This window comes from Paraburkholderia sp. J69-1 (assembly GCF_905220255.1).
Taxonomy (GTDB): Bacteria; Pseudomonadota; Gammaproteobacteria; order Burkholderiales; family Burkholderiaceae; genus Paraburkholderia.
Genome location: NZ_CAJMZG010000002.1, coordinates 379,464 through 391,812, shown reverse-complemented (window position 1 = coordinate 391,812; position 12,349 = coordinate 379,464). Strand labels below are relative to the sequence as shown.

Below are 12,349 nucleotides of genomic sequence, written 5' to 3'. Positions count from 1 at the left end.
TCAGTGGCACGCGCCGGGACAGGCAAGATCTTACTGCTTCGCCACCGGCGCCTGCCCAGCCGCACCCTTCACCGGCTTCTCCTGATCCGGCTCCCAGCCGCCGCCCAGCGCGAGGAACAGCTTCACCTGGTCTAGCGCCACCTGGCCTTCCGCCGCGGCCACCTGCGAATGCGCGCTCGTGAGCGTGCGCGTCGCATCCAGATCGGAAATAAAGGACTCGCGCCCAGCCGAATACAGCCGATGCGTTTCATCCGCCGACTGCTTCGCCGACGCATACGCAGTACGCAGCGCCTCGGCGCGCTGGTCATCGGCGGCATAGGTTGCGAGACTCGATTGCGTCTCGCGCAGCGCATTGAGCACCACGCCGTCGAAGTGCGCGAGCGCGCCGCTCGTGGCGGCTTCCGCGCCGCGCACACGGGCGCGCTGGCCGTTGGCCGGGAAAGTCCAGTTGATCAGGGGTCCAAACGACCAGCTATTGGTGGTCGACGAGAACAGATCGCTGGCGATACCCACGGTCCCCACACTCGCGCCGATGCTGATCGACGGATACATATCCGCGATGGCCACGCCGATTTTCGCCGTGGACGAAGCGAGCTGGCGCTCGGCCTCACGCACATCGGGACGGCGACGCAGCAGCGCTGCGCCATCGCCGACTGGAATCGGCTGCTTGAGCCTCGGCAGGCGGTTGCAGGCGAGCGCGGCTGGCGGCAGATCGGCGGGCGCGCGCGCGAGCAGCATGGCGAGCTGATACTGCGCGATGCGGCGGCGGCCCTCGAAACGCGGGATATCCGCGGCGAGCGTCTGCACCTGGGTCTGGCCGCGCGTCACATCGGGCTGGTTGCCGCGGCCCGCGTCGCGCAGACGTTTGGTCAGCGCCACGCGTTGCTGCTGCAGCTTGAGCGATTCCTGCGCAATCGCCAGTTCTTCGGACGCCGAGCACGATGCGACATAGGCCTGCACCACATCGGCGACCACGGTGATGCGGGCGAGATCGGCGGCGGCCAGCACGGCTTCGTCTTCGGCTTCGGCCGCTTCCACGCCGCGCCGCAGCTTGCCGAACAGATCGATTTCATACGACACATTGATGCTGCCGTCGCCGAGATTTTCGACCGGCAGCTTGCTGAACAGCAGGTACTGTTCCGCCGATTCCTGCGCGCGCTGGAAGCCCGCCGTCGCGCCGCCCGAGAAGCCGCCCTGAGAATTGGCGACGTCGTATGCGGCGCGCGAACGCGCGAGATTCGCTGCGGCCACGCGCAGACTCGTATTCGATTTCAGCGCTTCCTGCACGAGCTGATCGAGCGCCGGATCGTCGTAGAGACGCCACCAGTCGCTCGGCACCGCGCCCTGCGAAACGGGCGCCTTGTCGGCGCCGGCGATCGGCCCTTGCGCGAGCGGCGCGTTGACCAGCGCTTCCTGCGGCAGCTTGTAGTTCGGCCCGAGATTGATACACGCGCCCACGGCGAGCGTGAGCGGCGCGAGCGCGAAGGTGCGCCAGAGACTGCGGCGATTCATTGCGAGGCTCCGCTCGCCATCACGGGCGCAACGGCCGCGTCCGAACCGGCCACGGCGGCGCTTGCACTGCTTGCGCCGCTCACGCCGCTTGCCGCATCGGCGGCATTGCGCTTGTCCTGCTTCTTGTCGTTCGCGTCGTCGCGCACCGCGACGGTGGCCGTGCGGCCCGCGATCATGCGGAAGTCGTCGGGCACTTCGTCCAGCGCGACTCGCACCGGAATCCGTTGCGCAAGGCGCACCCAGCTAAACGCCGGGTTGACGTTCGGCAGCAGGTTGGGGCTGGACTGGCGGTCGCGATCCTCAATAGCGGCGACGATGCTCTGCACATGCCCGCGCAGCGGCCGCGTTTCGCCCATCACGATGATCTCCACCGGCTGGCCGATGTGAATGCCGTGCAGGCGCGTTTCCTCGAAGTAGCCATCGACGCGGAACGAATGCAGATCGACCACGGACAGCACCGCGCGGCCCGCCGACACATATTCGCCCACGCGCGGCGCGCGGTCGTTCAGATAGCCGTCGACGGGGCTCACGATCGTCGTGCGCTGCAGATTGAGCTTTGCGGTGTCCACCTGCACCTGACCGTCCGCCACCGACGCCTCGCCCTGTTCGACGCGCGTGCGGCTTTCTTCCATCGACTCGCTCGCCACCAGGTTGCCGAGCGCGATGTTGCGCGCGTATTCGCGTTTGGCCTGCGCCAGCGTGGCCTTGCGCTGTTCGAGCGCGGCCTGCGCGAGGCGCAGCGAGAGCGAGTAGCGCGCCTGGTCGATCACGAACAGCACCTGGCCTTTCTTGACCGGCTGGTTATCGACGACATCGACGTTGGTGATCAGGCCGCCCACGTCGGGCGCGACCTGGATCACGTCGGCGCGCACGTGGCCGTCCCGTGTCCATGGCGAGAACATGTAGTAATTGACGATGCGCCACAGCACGAGGGCGGCGACCACGACGACGATGAGCGTCAGCAGGATCTGTCCTGCGGAGAACCAGGTTTTTTTCACGTTCACGTTAGTTCACGAAGCGATGCGACACGATGATGACGGCGGCCAGTACAAAGACATAGATACCGAGATCGAAAATGGAGCGATGCCAGACGAGCCGGTAAAACCCGACCCGCGTCAGCAACTTGCCGATCACGACGTTGATGAGGTACGCGATCAGCATCAGCACAAGAACGGCGGGCACGAAGACGCCAAAGATATCGATTTCGCCGATCATGGTGCGGTTTTCGAATGAGTTTGAACAGGACGGTCGCTCATGCGCCGGCCTCCGTTGCACCGCCGTGCGGGCGTTGTCCCGCCTGCGCAGGGTAGAGCGACAGGCGCAGGCCCACCAGCGCATGCAGCGTGTCGCGCAGCCAGCGCTGCGAAAGACGCGCGCGCGGCGTGGCATCGGGCGCGCCGCTGGCCGCTTCCTGCGCCAGGCCGCGCGTGGCGACGCGGTGCATGGCATCGTCGATGGTGGCGAGCAGCGCGGGCGAGGCGCTCTGGCGCGCGCGCGAGTCGGCGCAGCGCGAGTAATGGTCGCTCACGCCTGCGAGTACGCGATCGATGGCGGCGGGCACATCGCCGTCGAGCTTGCGGCGCGAGCGGCGCAGATCGAGCGCGTTGAGCGCGATGCGCAGATCGCGGAAACTTTCGATCGACGGATGACGATGCTCGTCCGATGCCGCCAGACGTGGCAGCAACTGCATCAGGCGGTCGACCATGCGCGAGGCGAGATTGCGTTGATCGGTGAGCGGCGCGGTGGAGGCGGAAAGCGCCACGTCCGACCAGCTGGAGCGCAGCAGCCGTTTGGCCGCGTATTCCGCGCCGAACGGGCGCGTCACGCGCGTCCACACATAGGCGAACAGCAGGCCCGCGACGCCCGCGATATTGCTGTTCAGGAACACGAGGAAATCGGCCTCGTAGGCGCTCTGGATGCTGATGAAGGTAGCGGTGTTCACCGCAACGAGCATCGTCACCATATTGAACGCGGGGCGCGGAATCAGCGTGCCGATCAGGATGAACGGCCCCGCGAACAGCAGCACGAGCATCGGAAAGTCGTGCACCTTCGGCAGCACCACGAACAGATAGAGACCCGCGAACACCACGCTCGCGGCGGTCGCGGCGAAGAAGCGGAACACCATCGGCGCGGGTTCGTCGAGCGCGGCGAAGAAGCAGCAGGCCACGGCGGCGAGCGTCACGGCGCCCGCGCCGTCGTGCCAGCCCGAACTGACCCAGAGCCAGCACGCCACCAGAATCGCGCTCACGGGCACGGCGCAGGAAATCAGCATCAGGCCGCGGTCGTAGAAGCGTTCCGTGCCGCCCAGGCGCCAATGCCGGTAGCGCGGCCGCCACGTGCCTTCTTCATGCGCGATCAAGGCACGCAGCGCGCGGCAATCCTGCCAGACGTCGATGACCTGACCCAGACGCCAGAGCGCGTTCGACAGCAGCGCGCCTTCCCAACTCGTGAGCTGATCGTGCGGTGGCAGCAGGGCGGTTACGCGCGCGCGCAACGCATCGGCGACGCTATCGCCGGCATCGTCGCGGATATCGGCGGCGCGCTTGTGCAGCGGCGCGTCGAACCATTTGGCGGCGTCGGCGAGCAGCGAGTCGAGCCCTTCGGGCCAGACGTGCAGGTCGCGCCGCAAGGCGATGAGCGGATCGGCGAGTGCCGAAATCATCGGCAGAAAGAGTTGCATGCGCCCGCGCAGATCCTGGGCGCGCGCCAGAATCTCGGGATGCGTGTGGTCGTAACCGAGCTGGCTGAGCAGGAATTCGAGCTGGTTGACGGTCGCCGCGAGACGTTGGCGGCAGGCCGACAGCGCCTTGCCGACGATATTGCCGGAGAGCATTTCGCGGCCGTAGAAGGCGGCGTCGCGGAACCAGGCGTCGGCGCGCTCGACCAGCGTGGGCGCGAGGCGGCTCGGCAGGATATTGCTGCCGATCACGCTCGCGCAGATGATGCCGACGGTGATTTCCTCGGTCCGCGCGATGGCCACGTCGAACACCGTGGTCGGATCGGTGACGGTGGGCAGCGCGATGAGCGGCATGGTGTAGCCAGCCAGCATGAACACATAGCTGCGCGCCGTGCGGTCCATGATCGCGAGGTACAGCAGCGTACCGGTCCAGAGTGCCACTACCACGCTGAACAGCAGCGGCGTTTCGACGAACGGCGGCACCAGCGTGATCGCGGCGGCCGCGCCGAGGGCCGTGCCCAGCACGCGATAGAGCGCCTTCGAGCGGGTTGCGCCGACGAACGGATTCGAGACGATATAGACGCTCGCCATGGCCCAGTACGGGCGCGGCAACTGGAACACCAGACCGATATAGAGCGCCATCATCGACGCTGCGAAGGTCTTGACCGAAAAGAGCCAGTCGCGGATGGAAGGGTAGGTCATGAGGCCGCTTTCAGCTTTCAGTCTTGGGGGGCGCCGTCGGCCGGATCGGGCGCGTTGAAGGCGTTGAGCACGCGCAGCGTCGCTTCCAGATCGGCGCGGCTCACGCCCTTGAGGACGCGCGCGCGCAATCCGCGCAGGTCTTCCTCCATTTTGGCCGTGACGGCCTGGCCTTCTTCGGTGAGCGAAATCGTTTTGGCGCGGCGGTCGTCCGGGTCTTCGTCGCGCCGCACGAGGCCGGCGGCGCAGAGCTGATCGAGCAGACGCACCAGCGACGGGCCTTCGATGCCGACATGTTCGGCAAGCGTGACCTGGCGCACCGCCTCGCCCAGACGCCCGGCGGTGAGCAGCGGCGTGGCGCAGGCTTCGGAAACGTTATAGGCCGTGAGCGCGCCGTGGCTCGTGCGCCGCCACTTGCGGGCGGCCGTCACGAGCGTGCTGCTGACTGCCAGACGTAAGGTGTGAAGATTCGACATCGGCGGGATGATAGCGTAAAGCGATTTGGTAGCAAACTATCTTTTCCGGCGATCTGCCGTTTCTGGATGGTAATCGAGCCAGCGCTCGCGTGCTGGCTGGATGCTGCTTTTAGCGGCAAGGTGTGACACGCGCGCCACGCGGGCGCGCGAATGTCATATGCGCTTAACGGCAGGGCGTTCTGGCGCCGTGTTTATGCGGGGTTCCAGCGTGTGAGCAGCGCGGGCAATTGCGCCATATCGGTGAAGACGTGGGCGACGCCTTCGGCCTTGAGCGCTTCGGCGCTGCTGTGGCCGGGCGCGGCCGGACTGTAGCCGAATACGGTGGCGCCCGCGGCCAGGCCGGCGCGCGCGCCGGTTACGGTGTCTTCGACCACGGCGCAGCGGCGCGGGTCCACGCCCAGACCGGCGGCCGCCGCCAGATAGACATCGGGATGCGGTTTGCTGCGCGGCGTTTCGTGGCCGCTATAGATGTGATCGCCGAAAGAGGCGAGCAGGCCCACTTTATTGAGCTGCAGTTCGACCTTGCGGCGGTCCGCGCCCGAGGCCACGGCGATACGGCCGTCGTAGGCGTCACGCACGGCGCGCACGGCGTCCGGCGCGCCCGGAATCTCGATCAAATCGCGCGCCAGCGCTTCGTTGCGGCGCGCGCGGAAGCCTTCGAGCCAGGCTTCGGTCAGGCGAAAGCCCGTCTGCGCTTCGATACGCGCGGCTTCGTCCTTGACCATCTTGCCGACGAAAATGCCCATCGCTTCATCGACGCTGAGCGTCCAGCCCAGTTCGCCGAGCATCTGGACCAATACCACGTGGGTAATGCGCTCGGAATCGACCAGCACGCCGTCACAGTCGAAAAGCACGGCGTCGAAGGGGAGTTGCGGGAATGCGGACATCGTCAGTGGAAGGTTTGTAAGCCGAGGGGCGATGATAACCGGGATGGGCGTTGCGAGTCAGCGCGCACACAGAGCCGTCCAACCGGCTGGCACAATACGCGTTTCCTCCCGATTTCCGCTTTCCCATGTCGACCGACCCGCACAACGACCCGTCCGCCACGCCCGAGCTTCCTGGCCGCGCGGCCTACACGCAATTCGCCGACCGCTACGCGCAGATCGTGCCGGAAAAGCCGCACAACGCGCTTTACGAACGTCCGGCAACGGCCGCGTTGCTCGGCGACGTCAGCGGCCTTGACGTGCTCGACGCGGGCTGCGGCCCCGGCATCGTCAGCGCCGAACTCGCGCACCGAGGCGCCCGCGTGAAATCCTTCGATGTCACGCCCGCCATGGTCGAACTCGCGCGCGAGCGTTGCGCGAGCCTCAACGTGGAGATCGCGCAAGGCGACCTCGGCCAGCCGCTGGCATGGCTCGGCGATGCGCAGTTCGATCGCATTGTCTGCTCGCTCGCACTCGATTATGTCGAACGCCTCGCGCCCACCTTTGCCGAATTCCACCGCGTCGCACGGCCTGGCGCGCAACTGGTGTTTTCGATGGCGCATCCGATGCGCGACTGGATCGACACGCGCACGCGCGGCAAGCGCACGTACTTCGAGACCACGCGTTTTGGCCTGCACTGGGGTGGCTTCGGCGAACCGAAGCCTTATGTGGAGGCGTATCGCCGCCCGCTGGCCGATATCGTCAACGCGCTGCTCGAAACCGGCTGGCAGATCGACGCCATGGTCGAGCCGAAGCCGGTGCCGGAAATGAAGGCCGTGGCACCCGCGCTTTACACGGAGCTTTCACTTGCGCCCGCGTTCATCTGCATCCGGGCGCGTCGCGACTGATTCGGCCTTGATGTGCCTTAAAGTGCCTTGATGCGTATTAGCGCCGCGCGGCCGCCGAAAGCGATTCTTCGAGCGCGGCCACGCCGGCGGGCAGATCGACATCCGCGCCCAGGTCGCGCATCGTGCGGCCGAGCGCGTGGACGGTACGGAACAGATGGTGCTCACGGCATTGTTCGCCCATCTGGCCGATGCGAACGATCTGTAGTCCGAACGATCCGGCGATCTCCACCTGATACTGCTGCGAGATATGGTTGCACACGTCACGCGGCGTGAGACCGGCCGGCAGCCCGATGCCGACCACCGAATTCAGGCGACATGCTTCCGGCGTATACAGTTCGAGACCGAGCGCCGATACACCGGCCTGCAACGCCTGCGAGCAACGCTGATGGCGCGCGAAGCGCTTTTCCAGCGTTTCCGTGCAGACGAGCCGCAGCGCTTCATGCAGCGCGAGCACGCCCGACACCGGCGCGGTGTAGTGATAGCCGGCCTTGTGCCAGAAGTTTTCCGCGAGCGTGGCGTCCAGACACCAGTGGGTATTCGGCGCGGTGCGTTCGCGCACGCGTTGCCACGCGGCATCCGAGAACGCGATCAGCGAAACGCCGGGAATCGACGACAGGCCTTTTTGCCCGCCGGTAATGACGGTGTCGATACCCCAGGCGTCCATTTCCAGCGGCATCGTGCTCAAGGTGCAGACCGCATCGACGACAACCAGCGCGCCCGCCGCCTTGGCGATGCGCACGATGTCCTTCAACTGGCGGTTCCAGACCGTATTCGAAGTTTCGCCGTGCACGATCGTGACGATGGCCGGGCGCGTGCGTTCGATGGCCTGCGCGACGGCTTCGAGCGAGGCGATCTCGCGATCGCCCACGTCGAGCGTTTCGACATCGGCGCCGATGCGGCGCGCCATTTCCGCCATGCGGGCGCTAAAGAAACCGTTGACGATCGACAGCACGCGTGTGCCCGGCCAGGCGAGATTCGAAATCGCCATTTCCATCGCCGCGGAGCCGGGGCCAGCCACGCCCAGCACCCAGTTCGAACGCGTCTGGAACACGTAGCGCGCCATGGTCTTCACCTGGTCGATGACGCGCGCCATGGTGTCGCCGAGGTGATTGATGACGACCGAATTGGCCTTGGCGACGGCATCGGGAATGGGCACGGGGCCGGCGCCCATCATGAGCAGCGGCTCGTCGGGCAGGATTTCCGTGAGCGGATCGACCGCCGGGCAGGCGACCGGCAACGCGGCGGCGGCCGCCGCTGCCCGTTGCGGGATCAGGGAGTCGGTGGGGCGCGTGTTGTCGGTCATGATGAATTCCTTTACGGTGCAGCGCTTCGCTGCGGGTGAGATGTGCACGCACGCTGGCGGCAGGGGAAAAGTAGAGTGTTCTCCGGCGCGGCTCACAAAGCCATGTACAGTTGAGCACATTTCCTCTGAACAGTCGGCCTCGCCGATTTCCTGCCTCACATTATCGAGGGGAGCGCACCATGCCGCAATTCGCTATCGACAATCCGTTTCTCGAAACGCTCGGCGTGAGCGTCGTGCAATGGCGCGAAGGTTACGCCGAACTACTGATGCCGATCGACGGATCGAAGCTCAATCGTCAGGGCGTGCTGCAAGGCGGCGCGATTGCCACGCTGCTCGACGCGGCCGCGGGTTACGCGGGCCTCTATGCCGAACCGGGCGCGCCCGCGCGGCACGGCTTCACGCTGTCGCTGACGACCAATTATCTCGACAAGGGGCTCGGCGAGTTCGTGCGCGCCAAAGGCTTTCTGGAGCGTGGCGGCCGTTCGATCTTCTTCGCTCGCGCCGAAGCCTGGGTCGACGATCGTCTGTTGATCGCAAGCGGGCAGGGTACGTTCAAGTATTCGAAGTCCGCCTGATTGATTCGGCATCCATAACAACTGATTGCGCAACAAAAAAGCCCGCAAACCTTGCGGCTTGCGGGCTTTTTGAATCCTGCGCCTGAATCTGCTTAACCCAGCAGCAACGCATCGTCATCGAGTTGTTCGTGGCGGGTCTGTTCGAACATGCGCAGCAGATCCGGCACATCCAGACCACGTCGCTCGTCGCCGGAGACATCCAGCACCACTTGCCCCTGATGCAGCATGACCGTGCGCTGACCATAATCCAGCGCCTGGCGCATGCTATGCGTGACCATCATGGTCGTGAGCTTCGCTTCCTCGACGATACGCGCCGTGAGTTCCAGCACGAACGCCGCCGTTTTCGGATCGAGCGCCGCCGTATGCTCATCGAGCAGCAGGATACGCGACGGTTGCAGCGAAGCCATCAGCAAACTCACTGCCTGACGCTGGCCACCCGAAAGCAAGCCGATACGATCGCTCAAACGGTTTTCCAGGCCCAGATTCAGCAGTCGCAGTTTCGAGCGGAACAACTCGCGGTCCTGCTTCTTCAGAGCCGGACCGAAGCCGCGCCGCTTGCCGCGCGCCATCGCCAGCGCCATGTTTTCTTCGATCGTCAGCGCTTCGCAGGTGCCCGCCATCGGGTCCTGGAACACGCGCGCCACGAGGTGCGCGCGATCCCACGCCTGCTTCTTCGTAACGTCATTACCGTCGATGGTGATGCGGCCTTCGTCCACCATCTGATCGCCGCTGATCGCATTGAGGAAGGTGGATTTGCCCGCGCCATTCGAGCCGATCACGGCCACGAACTGGCCGGTCGGGATGTCCAGCGTGAGGCCGCGCAGCGCGCGCGTTTCGATCGGCGTGCCGGGGTTGAAAGTGAGTTTGAGGTCTTTTGCGCTGAGCATGGTTCAGGCCCTCCCGTTCTTGCGGCCAAACAGCTTCTTGCGCGTCGCCGGCAGCACGAGCGCGATCGTCACGAGCACGGCGGTCACGAGATTCAGATCCTGCGCCTTGAGGCCGATGAAATCGCTATTGAGTGCGAGCGCGATAAAGAAGCGATAAAGAATGGCGCCCAGCACGGCGGCGAGCGTCGTGAGTACGAGACGCCGCGCCGGCAGAATGCTTTCGCCGATGATCACCGCCGCGAGCCCGATCACGATGGTGCCGATACCCATCGAAATATCCGAGCCGCCTTGGGTCTGCGCGAACAGCGAGCCGGCCAGCGCCACCAGCGCGTTGGACAGCGCCATGCCGGCCAGCGTCGCGCGGCCCGTGGCGATGCCTTGTGCGCGCGCCATGCGCGGGTTCGCGCCGGTCGCGCGCAAGGCGAGACCGTATTGCGACGAGAAGAACCAGTCCACGCCGAACTTCGCCGCGAGCACGACCACGAACAGCGCAAGCGGGCGCAGCATGTAGTCGGGCAGCCACGCGGGCTGGATCATCGTGAAGACGGTGGATTCGGTGATCAGCGGCACGTTGGGTGCGCCCATCACACGCAGATTGATCGAGTAGAGCGCGATCATCATCAGGATACTGGCGAGCAGATCCATGATTTTCAGGCGCACGTTGAGCCAGCCGGTGACGAAGCCCGCGGCCGCGCCCGCGAGCATCGCGCAGACGGTGGCGAGAAACGGGTCCTGGCCGTGCGCGATCAGCGTGGCCGCCACGGCGCCGCCGAGCGGAAAGCTGCCGTCGACGGTGAGGTCGGGGAAATTGAGGATGCGAAACGAGATCAGCACCCCGAGGGCGACGAGGCTGAAGATCAGGCCGATCTCGAGCGCGCCCAGAAGCGAGTAGAGGGACATGGGAAATCCTGTTGCGGTGTCCGGCAGGCGGATGGCGCTGACGCAGCCGGTGTCGCCACGTGCGCCGCGCCACCCGGATGAGGCGGCGCGGCGCACGCAGGCGCGAGGCCCGATGAAGGCCGGTGCTTTGCTACGGTGTCCTGTTATGCGTGCACGCGCTCAGGCGTGCACGCATACGGACTTACTTGACGACCGTGGTCGCGTCCTTGAGCAGATCCGCCGAGAGCGTCACGCCTTGCTTCTGCGCTGCAGCCGGGTTCACGAACAGTTGCAGGCGGCTGCTGGTTTCCGAGGCGATCGCGCCCGGCTTTTCGCCCTTCAGGATGCGCACGACCACCTTGCCGGTCTGATGGCCGAGGTCGCTATAGTCGATGCCGAGCGCCGCAATCGCGCCGCGCTTCACGCTGTCCGTATCCGAAGCCACGAGCGGAATCTTCGCGTCATTGGCAACCTTCACCAGTGCTTCGTAGGCCGAAACGACGTTGTTGTCCGTGTTGGTGTAAATCACGTCGACCTTGCCGATCAGGCTCTTCGCCGCCGGGCCGATATCGACCGTGCGCGGCGCTGCCGCTTCCTTGAGCGTCATGCCTTGCTGCGCGAGCAGTTCCTTGAGCGCCTTCACGACCACCACCGAATTCGCTTCGCCGGGGTTGTAGACCATGCCGACGGTCTTCGCATTCGGCACCACACGCTTGATCAGGGCAACCTGCTTGTCGAGCGGCAGCTTGTCCGACACGCCGGTGACATTGGTGCCGCTGGGCGTCCACGTCTTCACGAGTTGCGCGGCAACCGGATCGGTCACGCCCGAGTAGACCACCGGCACCGACTTGGTTGCGGCCACAACGGCTTGTGCCGAAGGCGTGGCGATCGCCACGATCGCGCTCGGGTTATCGCCGACGAATTTACGGGCGATCTGCGCGGCCGTGCCGGTATTGCCCTGGGCGCTCTGGTATTCCCACTTGAGGTTCTTGCCCGCGTCGTAGCCGGCGGCCTTCAGTTCGTCACGCACGCCGTCGCGGATTGCGTCGAGGGCGGGGTGTTCGACGATCGACAGCACTTCGACGGTGGCGGTTTCGGCGGCGCGCGCGGCGCCCGAGGTCAGCGCGAGCGCGGCGGCGCTGGCGATCAGGGAAAGGGTGGCGGCCCTGGCGGCGAGCTTGAAGGTCTTCATTCTGTTTGATCTCCCCCGAATGTTCGGTTCTGGACGGGTGTGGTCCGCTTGCGCGGCAACGCCGCCGAACATCGCCCATGACGATTGCGCACAGCGCGCACGTCGTGACCTTGCGTGCTCCTTACGCCATGCGCCGCGATGGTGCATCAGACCGGCGGCGAGGCAGCGAGCATACCACCGGCTTTTAGGTATCCGGAACGCGCACGGGCGTGGTGCGGCGAGGATGCGACGGTATGCCATATGGCAATGAAAAAAATCGCCGGAGGCGTTTTCGCGAAAATCCGTAGGGTAACGAAGGGTTTGCTGGTTTCAGGCTGGAGATAATCGATCTATCGAGTTAGAAAAGATTATCGATTGGAAGCGCTTTGCGTCAAATTT

General features: G+C 65.5%; 12 protein-coding genes. 2 read left to right on the top strand and 10 right to left on the bottom strand.

Translation table 11 applies throughout. The annotated features are described in order from the left end of the window. Positions 1-30 precede the first annotated feature (30 nt). The 6 genes from U5A67_RS04830 to U5A67_RS04805 all read right to left on the bottom strand — a co-directional run bounded on the left by U5A67_RS04830 (position 31) and on the right by U5A67_RS04805 (position 6,251). The gene (locus tag U5A67_RS04830) at positions 31-1,512 is read right to left on the bottom strand and encodes an efflux transporter outer membrane subunit (RefSeq protein ID WP_321813258.1); all 1,482 of its coding nucleotides are present in this window, start codon (positions 1,510-1,512) and stop codon (positions 31-33) included. Further along, positions 1,509-2,510: an HlyD family secretion protein gene (locus U5A67_RS04825; protein WP_321813400.1), complete on the bottom strand. Its 1,002-nt coding sequence runs from the start codon at positions 2,508-2,510 to the stop codon at positions 1,509-1,511. Before U5A67_RS04825 ends, U5A67_RS04830 begins: the two co-directional genes overlap by 4 nt. Before the next feature lie 7 nt (positions 2,511-2,517). Continuing rightward, entirely contained in the window at positions 2,518-2,727 is a 210-nt protein-coding gene (locus U5A67_RS04820) for a DUF1656 domain-containing protein (RefSeq protein ID WP_205982321.1), read from the bottom strand. A gap of 37 nt (positions 2,728-2,764) precedes the next feature. Then, a complete protein-coding gene (locus U5A67_RS04815; protein ID WP_321813257.1) occupies positions 2,765-4,891 on the bottom strand; it encodes an FUSC family protein in 2,127 nt (708 codons plus the stop codon). A gap of 17 nt (positions 4,892-4,908) precedes the next feature. Then, positions 4,909-5,364: a MarR family winged helix-turn-helix transcriptional regulator gene (locus tag U5A67_RS04810; protein WP_205982323.1), complete on the bottom strand. Its 456-nt coding sequence runs from the start codon at positions 5,362-5,364 to the stop codon at positions 4,909-4,911. Positions 5,365-5,555: 191 nt separating this feature from the next. Next, on the bottom strand, positions 5,556-6,251 hold the full coding sequence (locus U5A67_RS04805; protein ID WP_321813256.1) for an HAD family phosphatase: 696 nt from the start codon (positions 6,249-6,251) through the stop codon (positions 5,556-5,558). A gap of 125 nt (positions 6,252-6,376) precedes the next feature. Between U5A67_RS04805 and U5A67_RS04800 the strand changes: the two genes are divergently transcribed. Continuing rightward, a complete protein-coding gene (locus U5A67_RS04800) occupies positions 6,377-7,135 on the top strand; it encodes a class I SAM-dependent methyltransferase (protein WP_321813255.1) in 759 nt (252 codons plus the stop codon). 37 nt (positions 7,136-7,172) lie between these two features. Here U5A67_RS04800 and U5A67_RS04795 read toward each other — a convergent pair whose 3' ends face one another. Beyond that, positions 7,173-8,309: an alanine--glyoxylate aminotransferase family protein gene (locus U5A67_RS04795; protein WP_321813399.1), complete on the bottom strand. Its 1,137-nt coding sequence runs from the start codon at positions 8,307-8,309 to the stop codon at positions 7,173-7,175. Positions 8,310-8,617: 308 nt separating this feature from the next. On the opposite strand from U5A67_RS04795, the gene U5A67_RS04790 reads away from it, so the two are divergent. Further along, positions 8,618-9,013 carry a PaaI family thioesterase gene (locus tag U5A67_RS04790; protein ID WP_321813254.1) on the top strand — a complete coding sequence of 132 codons (396 nt, stop codon included), beginning with the start codon at positions 8,618-8,620 and terminating at the stop codon, positions 9,011-9,013. 92 nt (positions 9,014-9,105) lie between these two features. On the opposite strand, the gene U5A67_RS04785 is transcribed toward U5A67_RS04790, so the two are convergent. From U5A67_RS04785 to U5A67_RS04775, 3 genes are all read right to left on the bottom strand, one after another. After that, on the bottom strand, positions 9,106-9,900 hold the full coding sequence (locus U5A67_RS04785) for an ABC transporter ATP-binding protein (protein WP_205982328.1): 795 nt from the start codon (positions 9,898-9,900) through the stop codon (positions 9,106-9,108). A gap of 3 nt (positions 9,901-9,903) precedes the next feature. Then, positions 9,904-10,800, bottom strand: coding sequence for an ABC transporter permease (locus U5A67_RS04780; protein WP_205982329.1), 897 nt, complete (start codon positions 10,798-10,800; stop codon positions 9,904-9,906). Between the two features lie 181 nt (positions 10,801-10,981). Then, on the bottom strand, positions 10,982-11,971 hold the full coding sequence (locus tag U5A67_RS04775; RefSeq protein ID WP_321813253.1) for an ABC transporter substrate-binding protein: 990 nt from the start codon (positions 11,969-11,971) through the stop codon (positions 10,982-10,984). Between the last annotated feature and the right edge of the window lie 378 nt (positions 11,972-12,349).

Excerpts from the sequence above, each read along its gene's own strand:
- U5A67_RS04830 (WP_321813258.1), bottom strand. The coding sequence starts at position 1,512 with ATGAATCGCCGCAGTCTCTGGCGCACCTTCGCGCTCGCGCCGCTCACG.
- U5A67_RS04820 (WP_205982321.1), bottom strand. The coding sequence starts at position 2,727 with ATGATCGGCGAAATCGATATCTTTGGCGTCTTCGTGCCCGCCGTTCTT.
- U5A67_RS04815 (WP_321813257.1), bottom strand. The coding sequence starts at position 4,891 with ATGACCTACCCTTCCATCCGCGACTGGCTCTTTTCGGTCAAGACCTTC.
- U5A67_RS04810 (WP_205982323.1), bottom strand. The coding sequence starts at position 5,364 with ATGTCGAATCTTCACACCTTACGTCTGGCAGTCAGCAGCACGCTCGTG.
- U5A67_RS04805 (WP_321813256.1), bottom strand. The coding sequence starts at position 6,251 with ATGTCCGCATTCCCGCAACTCCCCTTCGACGCCGTGCTTTTCGACTGT.
- U5A67_RS04800 (WP_321813255.1), top strand. The coding sequence starts at position 6,377 with ATGTCGACCGACCCGCACAACGACCCGTCCGCCACGCCCGAGCTTCCT.
- U5A67_RS04795 (WP_321813399.1), bottom strand. The coding sequence starts at position 8,309 with ATGATGGGCGCCGGCCCCGTGCCCATTCCCGATGCCGTCGCCAAGGCC.
- U5A67_RS04790 (WP_321813254.1), top strand. The coding sequence starts at position 8,618 with ATGCCGCAATTCGCTATCGACAATCCGTTTCTCGAAACGCTCGGCGTG.
- U5A67_RS04785 (WP_205982328.1), bottom strand. The coding sequence starts at position 9,900 with ATGCTCAGCGCAAAAGACCTCAAACTCACTTTCAACCCCGGCACGCCG.
- U5A67_RS04780 (WP_205982329.1), bottom strand. The coding sequence starts at position 10,800 with ATGTCCCTCTACTCGCTTCTGGGCGCGCTCGAGATCGGCCTGATCTTC.
- U5A67_RS04775 (WP_321813253.1), bottom strand. The coding sequence starts at position 11,971 with ATGAAGACCTTCAAGCTCGCCGCCAGGGCCGCCACCCTTTCCCTGATC.